This window comes from Micromonospora sp. AMSO1212t, from assembly GCF_008868145.1.
In the GTDB taxonomy this organism is placed as follows: Bacteria; Actinomycetota; Actinomycetes; order Mycobacteriales; family Micromonosporaceae; genus Micromonospora; species Micromonospora tulbaghiae.
On sequence record NZ_WBKS01000043.1, the window covers coordinates 1 to 16,620 of the forward strand.

Consider the following 16,620-nt stretch of genomic DNA (forward strand, 5'->3'; position numbering starts at 1 on the left):
GCAGCCAGAGGGGGTTGCTCGCGCCTACTATCTCGCCGTCGCGGTCGCGGATCTGGGTGCGCACGTACGTGCCGGCGCCGACGCGCACCGGCAGGTCGTGCCAGCCCTGCCGCAACTGCCGCCACGGGACCTGCCCGACCCGGACCGCCGGTGTCGGGTCCGCGACACCGGCCCGGTCGACCTCGCCGGTGACCGTCTCCAGGGTGGCCCCGGCGGGCAGGTCGGTGGCGCGCAACCGCACCGTGACGGTGTCCTCGGCGAGCACGGCGAGCGCGCCCATGGCGCTGCGCCCGCCGAGTTCCAGGTCCAGCGCGCCCCGGTAGCCGGCCAGGTCGGCGAACCACGCCTGCCCGGCGCGCAGCGCCGCGACCAGGTCGTCCCGGCCGGTCGAGGCCGCCCACACGGAGGTGATGTTCCGGTCCCGGCCCGCGCGCCAGTCGGTGCCGTCGTGGTCGTCGGTGACCCCGACGGCGGTGAGCGGGATCGCGTTGCGGGCCGCCACGTCGTACGCCCAGAGGTGGTCCTCGGCCGGCCGTCGTCCGATCTCGATCAGGTCGACGCCGAGCGCGTCGCGGCTCACCAGCAGGCGGGCCAGTGATTCGCGGCGTTCCACATCCAGCGGGTGGTTCCAGCACACCACCCCACCGTGCGAGTGCAGGAACCGCACCATCTCCTCGGTGGCGTCGACGCCGTTGTCCCGGTGCGGCGGGGACGGAAAGCGCGGCAGCGTGCCGTCGCCGCCGAACCAGTTGAGGTGCCGCACCATCGACACCTCGTACGCGCGGTGGTGGGTGACGCCCTCGTACGCCCCGGCGTAGCCGCGCAGCACCTCGGCGCGCAACTCCTCGCCCGCCTGGCCGGCTCGGCGGGCGCGGTCGAAGACGAGCCGGTCCACCAGGTACGCGCCGCGCGCGCCACCGGACACGGTCACGCCGAGGCGCAGCCCGCGCAGCGAGTTGTCCCCGGCGACCAGGCCGGGCCAGAGCCGCCGTACGTCGGCGAGCAGGTCGAACGTGTGCCGCCGCCAGACCCCGGCCGGGGCGGGCATCTCGACGGTGCCGTGACGGCCGTCCACTGTGTGCCGGACCGCGTCCACGCCGCCGAGGCGGTAGCGCAGCACGAGCTGTCCGGCGGGCCGGCCGGGCCCGGCCGGGTGGTGCGACAGCGCGACCTCAACGGTGAGCGTGGCGTCCCGGCCCGCCGCTTCGGGGCGTACGTCGAGGTGCAGTTTCGTGTCGGAGATGTTGGAGGTGTGCGTCCAGTTCCACGCCTTGCCCGCGTACCAGTGGGTGCCGGAACCGGTGGCGGTGAGACGCAGCGCGCGGCCCGGGCCGTCGAGGGCGTCCGGCGCTTGCACGAAGTCGGCGGCCGAGGCGCGCAGGCGCCCCTCGGTGGCCGGCTGCCAGGTCCAGGCCAGGCCACCCTCGCGTTCCTCCGGGCCGTCGAAGTGGACGACCCGGCGGTGGTCGTGTGCGGCGACCCGGAAGTCGTGGTCGGTCCACCAGAGCACGTCGACGCCGTTGCGGCGGGCCTGGTCGAGGTGGGCGGCGTAGCTGGCCACGCCCTCGCTGAACGAGGCGTGCAGGTGCATCGCCATGCTGACCGGCCGGCGGCCGCGCGGCGGGGGCGGCGGCCGGTCGTTCGTGGCGGCCAGCCCGACCGGCACGCCGATCCCGGCGACCGCCAGTCCACCCGCGGCGACGAGCACGCTGCGCCGGTCCAGCCGCCCGCGACCCGCCATGCCACTCCCCCGTCCGCCGGGGCCAGCGTACGGGCGGAACCTCAGCGCGGGGGCACCGCCACCCGGGCGGCGAGCGGGCGCCCGGCCAGCCGCCGGATCGTCAGGTACGCCTCGCAGCCGAGGCAGAGCCCGAACGCAGCGTTTCCGAAGGCGGCGGCCAGCGCCGCGCCGGTGGCGGCCAGGCCGAGCGCGGGTAGCCCGGCGAACCAGCCGGCCGCGCCGACGGCGCTGAAGGCCAGGCCGACGACCTGGGCGAAGCGCACCGGCGCGACCGGCTCCAGCTCCGCAGGCGGGTCCAGCCGGGGCGCCACCAGGGCGCGGAACAGCAGGCCGTACGGGCCGAGGCGCGGGTTGACGGCGGGGAGCGCGAACACCACGGCCTGGGCGAGCAGGAGCAGCCCGGAGCCGGTGACGAGGACGATCGCGAGGACGACTGTGGTGAGGACGGCGGCGAAGCGCGGTCCCCGGGGGTCGAGCAGCATGGGGTGGGTCCGTTCGTGCGGGGGCGGTCGGTCAGGCGGGACGCGCCGCCGCACAGAGGCTCGTGGCGAGCCGGCCGTGGTCCACCACCCGGCGGCGGGTCAGCCGTACGCCGGTCATCGCCCCGCCCCGGCCGTGAGCGCGGCGATGAGGTCGTCGCGGTCGGGCACGCCCGCGGCCCGGCGCACCACGCGGCCCGCCGCGTCCACCACCAGCACCGTCGGGGTACGCCACACGTCCAGTTCCCGGGCCGCGTCGAGGTGTTCGTCCACGCCCACCTCCCGCACCGCGACGCCGTCGAGGCGGGCGGCGACGTCGGCGAGCACCCGGCGGGCGGCCCGGCAGGGCGCACAGACCGGGGCGGAGAACTGCACCAGCGTGACCTCGCCGGGGCGTACCCCGAGGGCGGTGAGGGTGGCCCGGTGCGGCGCGTCGGCGGCCGATGGGCGCTTCCGGACGGCGCGCAGCCGCCCGTCGTGGCGGCGGCGCCACCAGCCGAACGCGGTGGCGGCCGCGAGCACCGCGACGAGCACGAGGATCCCGGTCAGGCTGGGCGACTGCACCGGCCCAGGCTGCCACGGCAGGTCGCGGAAGACCATGGTCCGTCCCGGTCAGCGGACGTGAGATCGCCTACTCCGACGGTAGGAGCGGCCGACGAACGTCGCTTTTGTCCTCTGGCGCGACGCGCGAGCCTGGCAATATTCTCCACCAGGCGCGCAGTTGCTGCAGTTCCTTTACATCGCCCGGCGCCGGTCGGGCCATCGAGGAGGCGAGATGCACTTCGACCACCCCGAGCTGGACCGTCGTACGCTGCTGCGGGCCGGCCTCGGCGCCGCCGCGGTCGCGGTCGTCGGCAGCGAGCTCGCCCTGCCGGCCGCCGCGCACGCCGCACCGGGCGCGGACCTCGACTGGATCATCAGCTGCGACGAGTGGGCCGCCCGCCCGCCGGCCGACCCGCTGTCGGTCAGCGCGATCCCGACCAACAAGATCATCGTGCACCACATGGCGTTCCCCAACGTCACGGACTACTCCGAGGAGCACGCCAAGCAGCTGGCCCGCGACTGCCAGGACCTGCACATGGACGGCAACGGCTGGTCCGACACGGGGCAGCACTTCACGGTGAGCCGCGGCGGTCACGTGCTGGAGGGACGCCACGGCAGCCTGGACCGGCTGCTCGCCGGCGACCGGCAGATGATCGCCGCGCACTGCCCGGGCGAGAACGGGCGGGCCATCGGCATCGAGAACGAGGGCACCTACGTCACCGAGACGCCACCGGAGGAGCTGCTCGACGGGCTGGTCCGGCTGTGCACCGCGATCTGCCGGCAGTACGGGCTGCACGCCCACGACATCTTCGGCCACTGGGACTTCCGCGCCACGCTCTGCCCGGGCGCGATGTTCTACCGGGAGTTCCCGGCGCTGCGCCGGGCCGTGTTCGAGAACCTGGGCACCGACCTGGGCGACGTGCCGGCCCGTCGCTGGCCGGACATCTGGCGGTTCGTCGGCGGCCCGGTGGTCCGCGTCGCGCAGTACCTGCTGACGTTCCACGGCTACACCGTGCCGGTGACCGGCGTGTTCGACGCGGCGACCGTCGCGGCGGTGCAGGACTGGCAGGCGCGCAACGGCATCCCGGTCGACGTCGACGCCACGCTCACGGCGCCGACGTGGGAGACCCTGGCCCCGGAGCTGGACCAGAAGTCGTCCGGTGTCCCGGTGACGGCCGCGCAGTTCATGCTCGCCTCCAAGGGCTACGCCGAGGTCACCGCGACCGGTGAGTACGACCACGCCACCCGCACGGCGGTGAAGGACCTCCAGCGCCTGCACGGACTACCGCCCAACGGCAAGATCAGCACCACTACCTGGTGCGCGCTGGTGGGGGGTGTGGTGCGCCAGTCGTTCCACAAGCACTGACGGCGCACCGGCGGGGAGAGCGGTGGGGGTGGCAACGGCGCCACCCCCACCGCGTCGTTGCGGGACGGATCGCGGCGAAACGTCGGCATTGACGACTGGTGAACGACGGCTATCCCGGACGGCAGTGGTGCACCGATCATTGCCCGCAGATAGATATGAGTCATTCTCACCTCCGGGCAGGACGCCCGGGCGCGGAGGCCGAGACGCCGTCAGCCGGGCGTACCGAACGGCCCTGCTCCGCGTCCCCGGAGGATCGCCATGCCACGACCCGCCATCCGTGCCCGCCTCGCGGCGCTCACCGCCGTCGCCCTCACCGCGAGCGTCCTGACCGTCACTCCGCCGTCACCGGCGCTCGCCGCCACCACGTTCACCCCCGACGACTACTGCCTCGGCCAGTGCGCCGACATCCTGCCCCCCGGGCAGAACGGCAACGCCACGCTCGCCGGCATCCTGGCCCACCAGGCGCTCGGCACCCGCCCCGCGCACTCCAGCGACCAGCTCGACGAGTACGCCAACCTGGTCTACAACTACGCCGGGCTGACCGACGAGCAGATCGCCCACTTCTACAACGACGCCTCGTTCGGCGTCCCCGACGCGCAGGTCGAGAGCAGGATCTCGCCGCGTTCGGACGTCACCATCGTGCGGGACAAGGCCACCGGCGTCCCGCACGTCACCGGCACCACCCGCGCCGGCACCATGTTCGGCGCCGGGTACGCCGGCGCCCAGGACCGGCTCTGGGTGATGGACCTGCTGCGGCACGTCGGCCGCGGCAACGTCACCTCGTTCGCCGGCGGCGCCCCCGGCAACCGGGAACTGGAGCAGAGCGTCTGGGCCAACTCGCCCTACACCGAGGCGGACCTCCAGGCCCAGGTGGACGCGCTGCGCCTCAAGGGCACCCGGGGCCAGCAGCTCTACACCGACGTGGCCGACTACATCGCCGGCATCAACGCCTACATCGACAAGTCGATCGCCGACGACAACTACCCCGGCGAGTACGTGCTCACCGGCGCCGGCAAGCCGAAGCACTTCACCATGACCGACCTGATCGCCACCGCCGGTGTCATCGGCGGGCTGTTCGGCGGAGGCGGCGGCAGCGAGGTGCAGTCCGCGCTGGTCCGGGTGGCCGCCCGGGCCAAGTACGGGCCGACCGAGGGCGACCGGGTCTGGACGGCGTTCCGCTCGCAGAACGACCCGGAGACCGTGCTGACGCTGCACGACGGGCAGAGCTTCCCGTACGGCGCGACGCCGCCCGGCGCCACCAGCGCGGTGCTGCCGGACGCCGGCACCGTGGTCGCCGAGCCGCTCGCGTACGACGCCACCGGCGGGGCCGCCGCCCGTACCGGCAGCAGCGCCGCCACCAAGGACCTGCTCGGCGGCCTGTCCACCCTGCGGTCGCACGGCATGTCCAACGCGGTCGTGGTCTCCGGCCGGCACACCACCACCGGCAACCCGGTGGCCGTGTTCGGCCCGCAGACCGGCTACTTCGCCCCGCAGCTGCTCATGCTCCAGGAACTGCAGGGGCCGGGGATCAGCGCGCGCGGCGCCGCGTTCGCCGGGCTGAACCTCTACGTGCTGCTCGGCCGCGGCCAGGACTACGCGTGGAGCGCCACCTCCGCCTCCCAGGACCTGACGGACACATACGCGGTGCCGCTGTGCACCACCGACGGCAGCACGCCGACGCTACGCTCCAACCGCTACCTCTACCGTGGCCAGTGCCTGGCCATGGAGGTGCTGGAGAAGCGCAACTCCTGGTCGCCGACGCTCGCCGACTCCACCCCGGCCGGCGCGTACACGCTGCGCGCGCTGCGCACCAAGTACGGGCTGGTGTCCTACCGAGGGCTGGTCAACGGCCAGCCCACCGCGTTCACCAAGCTGCGCTCCACCTACCGGCACGAGGCCGACTCGGCGATCGGCTTCCAGGCGTACAACGACCCGGCGGCGATGGGCAGCGCGGCGGCGTTCCAGGCGTCCGCGGCCAGCGTCGGGTACGCGTTCAACTGGTTCTACGTCAACTCGACCGAGGCGGCGTACTTCAACTCCGGGTCGAACCCGGTGCGCTCGTCCACCTCCGACCCGAACCTGCCGATGAAGGCGGAGCCGGCGTACGAGTGGGCCGGCTGGAACCCGGACACCAACGACGCCACGTACGCCCCGGCGTCGGCCCACCCGCAGTCGGTCAACCAGGACTACTACGTCAGCTGGAACAACAAGCAGGCGCGCGACTTCGGCGCGGCCGACGGCAACTTCAGCTACGGCGCGGTGCACCGGGGTCAGCTGCTCGACGGTCCGGTGAAGGCGGCCATCGCCCAGCGCAAGGTCGGCCGCGCCGACATCGTCCGGATCACCGCCGAGGCTGCGGTGACCGACCTGCGCGGCCAGCAGGTGCTGGGCGAGCTGCTGCGGGTGCTCGACAGCACGCCCGTCACCGACCCGGCGCTGGCCGCCGCGGTGACCAAGCTGCGGGCCTGGCAGCAGGCCGGGTCGCGGCGGGTGGAGACGTCACCCGGGTCGAAGGTCTACCAGCACGCCGACGCCATCCGGATCTTCGACGCGTGGTGGCCGCTGCTGGCCTCGGCGCAGTTCCGTCCCGGCCTCGGCCCCGACCTGTACGGCGCGCTCGTCGACGCGCTCGAAGTCAACGAGGCGCCCTCCGGCGGCCAGAACGGCGGCCGCGACGGCACCGTCAAGTGGGCGTCGCAGGGGCAGGCGCACAAGGGCTCGGCGTTCCAGTACGGCTGGTGGGGTTACGTCGACAAGGACCTGCGGGCCGTGCTCGGCGACCCGGTGGCCGGCGGGCTCGGGCGCACGTACTGCGGCAACGGCAACCTCGGCGCGTGCCGGCAGGCGCTGCTCGACACGCTCGGCCAGGCCGCGGCGGTGCCGGCGACCACCGTCTACCCGGGCGACTCGTCCTGCGGGGCCGGCGACCAGTGGTGCGCCGACTCGATCGCCCAGTCCGGGCTCGGCGGCATCACCCACCCGCTGATCGCCTGGCAGAACCGGCCCACCTACCAGCAGGTCGTCTCGTTCCCGGCGCGCCGGGGCGACACGGTGACCAACCTGGCGCAGGGCCGCACCGCCACGGCGTCCAGCACCCAGTTCCTGACCAGCAACACCCCGGCCAAGGCGGTCGACGGCAGTCTCGGCAGCCGGTGGGCCAGCAGCTACAACGACAACCAGTGGCTGCGGGTGGACCTCGGGTCGGCCCGGACGATCAGCCGGGCGGTGCTGCGGTGGGAGGCCGCTTACGCCACCGGCTACCGGATCGAGATCTCCGGTGACGGCAACTCCTGGCAGCCGGTGTTCAGCACCACCACCGGCAACGGCGGCGTCGACAACGTGACGTTCGCCCCGGTCAGCGCACGATACGTGCGGATGTACGGCGTCACGCGGGCCACCTCGTACGGCTTCTCGCTCTACGAGTTCGAGGTCTACGGACGGTGACCGCACGCGACCGGCCGGGGGGTGTCCCGCCGGCCGGTCGCCTGTGTCCGGGCAGGTCAGCCGCGCTCGCTCGAACATGTGTGCGAAGATGGCCGGGTGTCGAGCGAGGCCACCATCCTGCACGCCGACCTGGACGCGTTCTACGCCTCGGTCGAGCAGCGCGACGACCCCCGGCTGCGTGGCCGGCCGGTGATCGTCGGCGGCGGCGTGGTGCTCGCGTGCAGCTACGAGGCCAAGGCCCGGGGCGTTCGCAGCGCGATGGGCGGCCGGCAGGCGCGGCGGCTCTGCCCGGACGCGCTGGTGGTGCCGCCCCGGATGGCCGCGTACACGGCGGCCAGCCGGGCGGTGTTCGAGATCTTCCGGCACACCACCCCGCTCGTCGAAGGGCTCAGCATCGACGAGGCGTTCCTCGACGTGGGTGGGCTGCGGCGGCTCGCCGGAGCGCCGGCCGCCGTCGCGGCCACGCTGCGGGAGCGGGTACGCCGTGAGGTCGGCCTGCCGATCACCGTCGGCGTGGCCCGGACGAAGTTCCTCGCGAAGGTGGCCAGCGGGGTGGCCAAACCGGACGGGCTGCTGGTGGTGGAGCCGGAGCGGGAACTGGCGTTCCTGCACCCGCTGCCCGTCGAGCGGCTGTGGGGCGTCGGCCCGGTCACCGCCACCCGGCTGCGCGAACGCGGCATCCGTACCGTCGGGCAGGTGGCCCGGCTGGACGAGCCGGCGCTGGTGTCGCTGCTCGGCGCGGGCGCCGGGCGGCACCTGCACGCCCTGGCCTGCAACCGTGACCCCCGGGCGGTGCAGGTGGGCCGCCGCCGTTCCTCGATGGGCGCGCAGCACGCGCTGGGACGCGGGCCGCACTCCCCCGCCGACCTCGACGCGGTGCTGGCCGGGCTGGTCGACCGGGTCACCGGGCGGATGCGCGCCGCCCGCCGCACCGGCCGCACGGTGACACTGCGGCTGCGCTTCGCCGACTACACCCGGGCCACCCGGTCGCACACGCTCGACGAGCCGACCGCGCAGACCGGGCCGCTGCGGGCCGCCGCCCGTGACCTGCTGCGGGCCGCGCTGCCGCAGATCGCGGAACGTGGCGTCACGCTGCTCGGCGTCTCGGTGGGCAACCTGGGCGGCGGGCACACCCAGCTCACCCTGCCGTTCACCGCCGAACCCGGCCCGGCGCTGGACGCCGCCGTCGACGCGGTACGGGACCGCTTCGGCTCCCGGGCGCTGACCCGCGGTGTGCTGCTCGGCCGCGACCCGGGCGTCGAGATGCCCCGGCTGCCGGACTGACCGGCCGGCCTCCTCCCCCGGTAGGAGACGGGCTCCGACCCGTGGCCGCGAGTGCGGCCCGCGGGCGGGCGCGACCGGCCCGGCCCGTCACGAGCATCTACAGGCATGACTACCCTGCGGAACCGGGCGGCCGGATGGCACCGCCCCCTGATGATCCTCGTTTCCGCGATGGCGGTGCTCACCGTCGTCGCCGCGGCCGGCGTCGTGGCCGACCCGCGCGTGCTGACCGGCGCGCCCATCTGGCTCAAGCCGCTGAAGTTCGCGATCTCGTTCGTGCTCTACGGCGTAACCCTGGCCTGGATGCTGTCCCTGCTGCCGCGCCGCAGCCGCGCGGCCGAGCGGGCGGCCACCGTGATCGTGGCCATGTCCGTGGTGGAGATGGTCGTCATCGTGGGTCAGGTGCTCCGCGGCACCACCAGCCACTTCAACGGCACCACCACGCTGGACGCGGTGCTGTTCGACGTCATGGGCGTGGCGATCACCGTGCTGTTCGCGGCCCAGTTCGTGCTGGCGGTCGTGCTGGCCCGCCGCTCTCTTCCGGACCGGGCCGGCGGATACGCGGTCCGGCTCGGTCTCGCCGTGTCCCTGCTCGGCATGCTCGTCGCGTTCCCGATGGTGGCGCAGAGCCCGGCCGGCGCGCCCGCCGGGATCAGCGGTGCGCACAGCGTCGGGGTGCCCGACGGCGGCCCGGGGCTGCCGCTGCTCGGCTGGAGCACCACCGGCGGCGACCTGCGCGTCGGGCACTTCGTCGGGATGCACGCGTTGCAGGCCCTGCCGCTGCTGGCGATCCTGCTCGACCGGTTCCTCGGCGCTCGGCTGGACGAGCTGACCCGGGCCCGGCTGGTGCTCGTCGGCGGGGCCGCGTACGCCGGGCTCACGCTGCTGCTGACCGGGCAGGCGCTGCGCGGCCAGCCGCTGGCGGCCCCGGACGCGCTCACGCTCGGCGCGGCGGGAGTGCTGGTGGCGGCCACCGCGACGGCCACCGCGCTGGTGCTGGCCCGCCGGAACCGGCGTACCGGCGTGGTGCTGGTCGGATGAGCGCCACGGTCCTCGGGCCGCTCGGCCCGGCGGTCCACCTCGGACCGCCGGGCGGGTGGCGGCAGCCGGTGAACACGGTGGCCTCCGGCCCTACCGGTTGCCTAGGCTGACGCGGTGAGCTGGGTCGGTCGGCTGTTCGACGCGCGCGACACGCTCGCGCGGATCCTGCTGCTGGACCTCAGCGGCGTCGGCTACCTGGTCTTCGGCCCGCACGGAAGCTCGGCCGCCACCGGCACGCAGTGGGCGCTGGCGATCCCGGCGTTCCTGCTGGCGCTGCTGTGCCATCGCCGGCCGCTGCTCAACCTGCTGATCCAGTCGGCCCTGCTGGTCGCCGCGCTCGTCCTGGTCGACGACGTGGTGATCAACCAGGTCGGTGCGAGCTGGGCGCTGCTGGAGCTGACCATGCGGGCCACCCGGCCGCGCACGGTCTGGCTGGGCGCCGGGCTCCTCGCCGCCGTCGACCTGACCGACCTGATCGGCGTGCCGGTCCGCGCGGCGTTCACCGGCCTGTTCGGGCTGGCCGTCACCGTCGGCCTGCCGCTGCTGCTCGGGCTGGTCGTGCGGACCACCCGGGAACTGGGGCGGCAGGCCGAGGAGCGGGCCGAGGCGGAGCGGCGCCGGCGCGAGTCGGAGACCCGGGCGGCCCGCGCCGACGAACGCGGCGCCATCGCCCGGGAGCTGCACGACGTACTCGCGCACCACGTCGCGTCGATGGTGCTGCGGGTCGGGGTGGCCCGGCACGTCCTGCCGGACCTCGACCCCCGGGTCGGCGAGGTGTTCGACGACGTGCACGCCACCGGCACGGCCGCGCTGACCGACCTGCGGCGGCTGGTGGCGGTGCTGCGTGACCCGAACGGCGTACGCGGCGACGCCGCCCTGACCGCCATCGAGCCGTCGGCGCTGCCGGCCGCGCTCGGCGCGGCGGTCGACCGTGCCCGGCAGGCGGGCGTCGTGGTGGAGGCCGACGTCGACCCGGCGGTCGGCACGCTCGACGCGGTACGCGGCCAGGCGGTGCTGCGACTGACCCAGGAGGCGTTGACGAACGTGGCGAAACACGCGGGCGCGGCGGCCCGGGCCCGGTTGACCGTGTCGGTCGACGACGGCGCGGTGCACTGGGCGGTGACCGATGACGGGCGGGGCGCCGCGCCGGCCGGGGTGCCCTCCGGCGGCGGCCACGGCCTCGTCGGGATGCGGGAACGGGTCGAGGTGCTCGGCGGGCGGCTGGAGGCCGGGCCCACCGGGTCCGGCTGGCGGGTCCGGACCGTGCTGCCCCCGCCCGGGCCCGCCCACCACACGCCCCGGCCCCGCGCGGGCACGCCGGAGCCGGCGTGATCCGGGTGCTGCTGGTCGACGACCAGCACCTCATCCGGGCCGGCCTGCGGATGCTCTGCGACGCCCAGCCCGACCTCGAGGTCGTCGGCGAGGCCGACAACGGCCGGGACGCGGTCACCCTCGCCGCCCGGCTACGCCCGGACGTGGTGGTGATGGACCTGCGGATGCCCGGCGTCGACGGGATCACCGCGACCAGCCGGATCCTCGCCGACCGGCCGGCCACCCGGATCATGGTGCTCACCACGTTCGGCGACGACGACCACCTCTACCCCGCGCTGACCGCCGGCGCCTGCGGGTTCCTGCTCAAGGACGCGCCCCCGGCCGACCTGCTCGACGGTGTCCGCCGCGCCGCCGCCGGCGACAGCCCGTTCAGCCCGGACGTCCTGCGCCGGCTCGTCGAACGCGCGGTGCACGCCCGCGCCGGCGCGCCCCGGCGTACGGCCGACCTGACCGCCCGCGAGCGGGACGTGCTGGACCTGGTCGCCGACGGGCTGTCGAACACCGAGATCGCCGACCGGCTGCACATCGGGGTGACCACCGTGAAGACGCACATCACCAGCCTGATGACCAAGACCGGAAGCGCCAACCGGGTACGCCTGGCGCTGTGGGCGCGCGGCGGCTGACCGGGTCACTCCTCGATCGCGCCGCCCACCGCCCGCAGGTGTGCCCGGAACGTCAGCGCCGGGTCCGCCTCCCGGGCCGCCAGGTAGGCGCCGAAGCCGACCTGCGCGCGCAGCGACTCCCCGGCCCGGATCCGGTCGGCCTGCCGCCGCTCGATGTCCCGGATGGACTCGGCCAGGCCGAACAGCTCACCGGCCCGGTCGGCGGGTACGAACAGCACGCCGTCGTCGTCGGCCAGCGCCAGATCCTGCGGGCCGACGGTGAACGGCCCGACCCGGGCGTGCTCCAGCGCTCCGGCCGGGCGCGGATCCAGCTCCAGCGGCCCGCTCGGGGTGGCGCCGAGGCTGAACACCGGCAGCCCGACCGCGACCAGGTCCGCGGTGTCGCGGTGCGCGCCCCACACCACCAGTCCGGCCAGGCCGGCGGCCCGCGCCTCCAGCACCACCAGGTCGCCGACGCACGCCCGGTCGGTGCGGCCGGCGTCGTCGACGACGAGCACGTCCCCGTCGGTGGCCTGCTCGATCGCCTCCAGGAAGACGTCCACGCTGCCGGCGTGCCGGGCCGGGCGGACCCGGCCGGCCAGGCGCCGCCCCGGCAGCACCGGGACGACGGCGGCTGGGGCGCAGCGGACGGGTACGCCCGCGCGCAGGCAGGCGTCGGCGACGTGGGCGGTGGTCAGCGCGGCGAAACGCGCGGCCGGCGCGTCGTGACGGATGTCCATGCGCCGACGCTAACCAGCCGGGCCGCTCCGGGCAGGTGCCAGTCGGCGCCCGGTGGCCTGCGGCCGGCGGCCGGGCCGGACGGAGAGGGCAGCCGGGCCGGACGGAGGCGGGCAGCCGGGCCGGGTCAGGCGACGCGGGTCGGCGGACGAATCATGTCCGGCCGTTGCCCCGGCGCGCCCCGCCCGGCGGGCCGGCGCGGGACCGGACGGCTCATCCGGGCCCGGACCGGCGGGCGCGCCTCCGCCTCCCCCGCACCGGCGGCCCGGCGCACGGTGCCGTTGGCGTCCTCGGGCCGGCAGCCGGTGGCCCGCAGCAGCTCGCTCTGCCCGGTCCGCAGGTCGCTGATCATCGCCTCGCCGTAGGCGCGCACCCCCTGCGACCACGCGCGCCCGGCCAGCTCGGCGCCCTGCCGTACCAGCTCCCGGGTGCGTTCCAGGTCCTCCCCCGACTTGCAGCCCCGTTTCAGCTCCCGCACCGCGTGGCCGAGGCGGGTCACCGCGTCGGGCAGGGCGGGCGGGATCGGCTCGTCGTACTGCAGCGCGGTGGCGGAGCGGCGGGCGATCGAGCGGGCGTACAGGACCACCCGTTCGAGGTGCTGGGTCGCGTCGGCGTACCTGCGGAACCGGGCCCGGCGGTGCCAGCGGGCGGGCGCGATGGTGACCACCTCCTCGGCCCCGCTGAGCGCGTCGTTGAGCCGCCCGATGTCCGGTTCGATCCCGCGCAGGTCATCCAGGGCACGCTGTGCCGCGTCGGCGTCACGCCGGGTCAGCGCGTGGGCGACGGCGTCGAGCTGCTCGGTGAGCCGGGTGACCACCGGCTCCACCGCCCGGTCCAGCACGCGGATCGGGTTGACCGGCAGCAGCAGCGCCACCACGAACAGGCCGACCAGGCCGCCGACCAGGGCGTCGAAGATGCGGGGCAGTTCCAGGCCGGGCTGCACCGGCGCGAGCGTGGCGATCAGCACCGCCGTACCGCCGGCCTGGCCGACGAGTGCGCCGCCGCGCCCGGCCACCAGCAGCGCGGTGGCGATGGCGAGCGTGACCACCAGGCCGGTCTGCCAGGACCCGCTGCCGAGCAGCGCGCGCAGCAGGTCACCGACCACGATGCCGAGGCCGACGCCGACGAGCAGCTCGAACGTGCGGCGGGCGCGCTGGCCGATGGCGGTGGCGATGGTGCCGACCGCGGCGGCGGGGGCGAAGACGTGCGCGCCGGGCCCGAGCAGCTCCTGGGCGAGCAGCGCGGCGAGCGCCGCGGCCAGCCCGGCCTGCGCGGAGATCACCACGGTGATCTCCAGCTGGCGCAGCCGGTTCCGGCCGGCCGCGCCACCCTGGTCGCGGACCCGGGAGAGCGCGAGACCGCCCCGCTCGACCGCCCGGTCCAGAGGCGAGCGGACGGTGTCGGCGCGGCGGTCGGTCATGACGGCGGTTACCCGGCTCCGGGCCGGTGAATCGTCGGCCGTGCCCCCGGCGCGCCCTTCGGAGTCAGCGGTGGTACGTGCGGTGGAGCAGGTCGAACAGCGCCGTCCAGTGCCGCTGCGTGGCCCGCTCGTCGTACATCGGGGTGTCCGACTGGGTGTAGCCGTGGCGGGCGCCGGCGTACACCTCGGAACGGTAGGTCACCCCGGCCGCGTCCAGCGTCTTCTCCAGCGTGGCAATCTGCTCGGCGGTCATCGACGGGTCGGCGTCGGCGTGCCCGAAGTAGAGCTCGCCGGTCACCGCGCCGAGGGCCAGATGGGGGCTGCCCGGGGCGTCGGTGACCACGCGCCCGGCGTGGAACGCGGCCACCGCGGCGATCCGGTCCGGGAGCGCCTCGATCGCGCGCAGCGCGTTCGTGCCGCCCATGCAGTAGCCGGTGATCGCCGCCGGGCCCGGCGCGACGTCCGGGCGGGCGGCGAGGAAGTCCAGGTAGGCGGCGGTGTCGCGGGCCACCGCGTCCGGCGTCAACGCGGCCATCATCGGGCCGATGCTCTCGAACAGGGCGGCCCGGCGGCTGTCCTCGGCGAGCGCGCCGAGGTCGATCAGCGGGGCGCGCCCGGCGCGGTGGAACAGGTTGGGGGCGAGCACCACGTACCCGCGGTCGGCGATCGTGGCGGCCATCTCCGCGACCCGGGGCCGCAGACCGAAGGCGTCCATGAACAGCAGGACGGCCGGGAAGGGCCCGCCGGTCTCCGGCGTCGCCAGGTAGGCGTCGGCCGTTCCGTCGGGGGTGGGCACGTCCACGATCGTCGGCTGCACTGTCGGGGCCTCCTCGCTGCGGGTTCCGGGCTGCACGCTACCCCCCGGTCCGGCGGCGCCGGCGCCTCGGGTTCGCGGCCCGTTTGCCGAGGTCCAGCGTGGGAATCCGGCAATCCCGGCGGAGGAAGGCGGCGAGATGGACCAGGATCAGTTCATCGGCGCGGTGGCCAAGCGGTGCGGCGCGTCCGCGGAGCAGGCCACCGCGATCACCCGGGCGACGTTGACCACGCTGGCCGAACGCATCGACGGCGGGGAGGCCCGAGACCTCGCCGACCGGCTGCCGGAGGCACTGCGGGCGTACGCGTTCGGCCCGGCCGAGGACGCCGAGCCGTTCGGGCTCGACGTGTTCGTGGAGCGGGTGAGCGGGCGCGCCGACGTGGACGTGGACGCCGCCCGGGACGGGATCACCGCGGTGTTCGACGTGCTGCGCGACGCGATCGACCCGGCCGCGTACGCGCAGGTCGCCGGGCAGCTCCCGGCCGAGTTCGGCGACGTGGCCGACCAGAGCGCGCCGTACGTGCGGCGCACGGCGTGACGGGGACGCGATGAGCGAGGACGCGCTGCGCCGCCCGCCCGAGGCCGACGCGCAGGAACAGCGGCAGGACGAGACACTCGTCGGGCCGCCCGACACGGTCGACACGGCAGTCCCCGAGGCGAGCGAGGGAGACCTGGCCGAGCAGGGCGTGCTGCGCCCGCCGAGCGACCGGGCGGGCCTGGGCGAGTCGGTGCGCGACGACCTGACCGCCGCCGACGCGGTGGAGCAGAACACGGAGATCCCGCTGCCGGACGAGGAGCACTGGGCCTGACCGGTCAGTGGTCCGGGCTGTCGGAGCGGGCCATCAGCCGCAACGCGTTCGGGTCCAGGCCGATCCGGACCGGCGTCTGCCCGTACGGCTCGCCGTCGACCTCGATGCGGGCCGGCCGGTCGGTGTCCAGCCACAGCTGGCGTACCGCCAGGAACGGCTCGTCGCCGAGCGTGCGGCGGTGGCCGGCCGCCGCGTTGCGCGCCGTCTCGCGCAGCAGCCCGCGCCGGGTCGGCCCACCCACCGGGTACGCGACCAGCAGCCGGTCGTCGGCGGTGGCGTCGGCGGTGATCGGCCGGCCGGCGTGGAAGCCGCCGTTGGCCACGTACACCTGGTGCGTGGTGAACGTGTGCTCGCGGCCCTCGGCGCGGACCGTCACGGCCAGCGGCCGGTGCCGGGCCAGCAGCCCCAGCCCGGTCATCGGGTACGCGAGCCGCCCGACGACCCGCTTCAGCCCCGGCGGCGCGGACTGCATGATGTCGGCGGACAACCCGATCCCGACGTGGTTGGTGAACCGGGTGTCGCCGATCAGGCCCAGGTCGACGTCGATGACCTTGCCGTCGGTGAGCACCGCGATGGCGGCGTCCAGGTCGAGCGGGACGCCGACGGTGCGGGCGAAGTTGTTCGTGGTGCCCAGCGGCAGCAGACCCATCGCGATGTCCCGGTGGGCGAGCAGCCGGGCCGCCGCCCCGACGGTCCCGTCGCCGCCGCCGGTGACCAGCAGGTCCGGCCCGAGGTCGGCGGCCTCGGCGAGCACCCGGTCCAGCTCGCCGGGCCGGTCCACCGGGTACGCGCCGAGCAGCGCGAAACCGGCTGCCCGCAGGCGTGCGTGGACGGTGTCGTAGAGCCGCCGGCCCCGGCGGGAGTGAGCGTTGACCACGAGCGCCGCCCGCCGTCGTTCCCGGATCGCCGTCGACAGCTCCTGCTTCGTCCGCACGGTTGCGACCCTAGCCGCCCCCGCGCCGACGTGGGCCGGTGGCGCTGCCGGTATTGACCGGGTCGGTTATCGTCGC

15 protein-coding genes are annotated in these 16,620 nt (G+C 75.3%); 8 read left to right on the plus strand and 7 right to left on the minus strand.

The window, feature by feature from the left end:
- The 3 genes from F8279_RS13840 to F8279_RS13850 form a co-directional block, all read right to left on the minus strand.
- Positions 1–1,741 (minus strand): hypothetical protein (locus F8279_RS13840; RefSeq protein ID WP_151500148.1); only part of this gene is annotated, 1,741 nt, incomplete at its 3' end.
- Positions 1,742–1,782: 41 nt separating this feature from the next.
- Complete coding sequence (locus tag F8279_RS13845) at positions 1,783–2,223, minus strand: DUF4395 domain-containing protein (protein ID WP_151500149.1); 441 nt, start codon at positions 2,221–2,223, stop codon at positions 1,783–1,785.
- Between the two features lie 114 nt (positions 2,224–2,337).
- Positions 2,338–2,784, minus strand: coding sequence for a thioredoxin family protein (locus F8279_RS13850; RefSeq protein ID WP_225853269.1), 447 nt, complete (start codon positions 2,782–2,784; stop codon positions 2,338–2,340).
- A 211-nt stretch (positions 2,785–2,995) separates the two neighbouring features.
- Between F8279_RS13850 and F8279_RS13855 the strand changes: the two genes are divergently transcribed.
- The 6 genes from F8279_RS13855 to F8279_RS13880 all read left to right on the plus strand — a co-directional run bounded on the left by F8279_RS13855 (position 2,996) and on the right by F8279_RS13880 (position 11,850).
- Positions 2,996–4,129: an N-acetylmuramoyl-L-alanine amidase gene (locus F8279_RS13855; protein WP_151500150.1), complete on the plus strand. Its 1,134-nt coding sequence runs from the start codon at positions 2,996–2,998 to the stop codon at positions 4,127–4,129.
- A gap of 258 nt (positions 4,130–4,387) precedes the next feature.
- On the plus strand, positions 4,388–7,573 hold the full coding sequence (locus tag F8279_RS13860; protein ID WP_151500151.1) for a penicillin acylase family protein: 3,186 nt from the start codon (positions 4,388–4,390) through the stop codon (positions 7,571–7,573).
- A 96-nt stretch (positions 7,574–7,669) separates the two neighbouring features.
- Positions 7,670–8,857, plus strand: a complete 1,188-nt coding sequence (gene dinB, locus F8279_RS13865; protein ID WP_151500152.1) for a DNA polymerase IV — start codon at positions 7,670–7,672, stop codon at positions 8,855–8,857.
- Between the two features lie 105 nt (positions 8,858–8,962).
- A complete protein-coding gene (locus tag F8279_RS13870; RefSeq protein ID WP_091418274.1) occupies positions 8,963–9,895 on the plus strand; it encodes a hypothetical protein in 933 nt (310 codons plus the stop codon).
- 114 nt (positions 9,896–10,009) lie between these two features.
- Positions 10,010–11,227 (plus strand): sensor histidine kinase, encoded by a 1,218-nt coding sequence (locus tag F8279_RS13875; RefSeq protein WP_151500153.1) that lies wholly within the window; start codon positions 10,010–10,012, stop codon positions 11,225–11,227.
- On the plus strand, positions 11,224–11,850 hold the full coding sequence (locus F8279_RS13880; protein ID WP_091418269.1) for a response regulator transcription factor: 627 nt from the start codon (positions 11,224–11,226) through the stop codon (positions 11,848–11,850). The genes F8279_RS13875 and F8279_RS13880 overlap by 4 nt, the downstream gene beginning before the upstream one ends.
- A 5-nt stretch (positions 11,851–11,855) precedes the next feature.
- Here the strand turns inward: F8279_RS13880 and F8279_RS13885 are convergent, their stop codons facing one another.
- The 3 genes from F8279_RS13885 to F8279_RS13895 all read right to left on the minus strand — a co-directional run bounded on the left by F8279_RS13885 (position 11,856) and on the right by F8279_RS13895 (position 14,804).
- Positions 11,856–12,569, minus strand: coding sequence for an RraA family protein (locus F8279_RS13885; protein WP_151500154.1), 714 nt, complete (start codon positions 12,567–12,569; stop codon positions 11,856–11,858).
- A 125-nt stretch (positions 12,570–12,694) separates the two neighbouring features.
- Entirely contained in the window at positions 12,695–13,987 is a 1,293-nt protein-coding gene (locus F8279_RS13890) for an aromatic acid exporter family protein (protein ID WP_091418264.1), read from the minus strand.
- A gap of 64 nt (positions 13,988–14,051) precedes the next feature.
- On the minus strand, positions 14,052–14,804 hold the full coding sequence (locus F8279_RS13895) for a dienelactone hydrolase family protein (protein ID WP_151500155.1): 753 nt from the start codon (positions 14,802–14,804) through the stop codon (positions 14,052–14,054).
- A gap of 136 nt (positions 14,805–14,940) precedes the next feature.
- Here F8279_RS13895 and F8279_RS13900 point away from each other — a divergent pair, with 136 nt between their 5' ends.
- Together F8279_RS13900 and F8279_RS13905 are read left to right on the plus strand one after the other, a co-directional pair.
- Positions 14,941–15,339, plus strand: a complete 399-nt coding sequence (locus F8279_RS13900; protein WP_091418260.1) for a DUF2267 domain-containing protein — start codon at positions 14,941–14,943, stop codon at positions 15,337–15,339.
- A gap of 10 nt (positions 15,340–15,349) precedes the next feature.
- A complete protein-coding gene (locus F8279_RS13905) occupies positions 15,350–15,610 on the plus strand; it encodes a hypothetical protein (RefSeq protein WP_091418258.1) in 261 nt (86 codons plus the stop codon).
- A 4-nt stretch (positions 15,611–15,614) separates the two neighbouring features.
- On the opposite strand, the gene F8279_RS13910 is transcribed toward F8279_RS13905, so the two are convergent.
- On the minus strand, positions 15,615–16,544 hold the full coding sequence (locus F8279_RS13910) for a diacylglycerol kinase family protein (protein WP_091418256.1): 930 nt from the start codon (positions 16,542–16,544) through the stop codon (positions 15,615–15,617).
- Between the last annotated feature and the right edge of the window lie 76 nt (positions 16,545–16,620).

Excerpts from the sequence above, each read along its gene's own strand:
- F8279_RS13845 (WP_151500149.1), bottom strand. The coding sequence starts at position 2,223 with ATGCTGCTCGACCCCCGGGGACCGCGCTTCGCCGCCGTCCTCACCACA.
- F8279_RS13870 (WP_091418274.1), top strand. The coding sequence starts at position 8,963 with ATGACTACCCTGCGGAACCGGGCGGCCGGATGGCACCGCCCCCTGATG.
- F8279_RS13890 (WP_091418264.1), bottom strand. The coding sequence starts at position 13,987 with ATGACCGACCGCCGCGCCGACACCGTCCGCTCGCCTCTGGACCGGGCG.
- F8279_RS13900 (WP_091418260.1), top strand. The coding sequence starts at position 14,941 with ATGGACCAGGATCAGTTCATCGGCGCGGTGGCCAAGCGGTGCGGCGCG.
- F8279_RS13905 (WP_091418258.1), top strand. The coding sequence starts at position 15,350 with ATGAGCGAGGACGCGCTGCGCCGCCCGCCCGAGGCCGACGCGCAGGAA.
- F8279_RS13885 (WP_151500154.1), bottom strand. The coding sequence starts at position 12,569 with ATGGACATCCGTCACGACGCGCCGGCCGCGCGTTTCGCCGCGCTGACC.
- F8279_RS13855 (WP_151500150.1), top strand. The coding sequence starts at position 2,996 with ATGCACTTCGACCACCCCGAGCTGGACCGTCGTACGCTGCTGCGGGCC.
- F8279_RS13860 (WP_151500151.1), top strand. The coding sequence starts at position 4,388 with ATGCCACGACCCGCCATCCGTGCCCGCCTCGCGGCGCTCACCGCCGTC.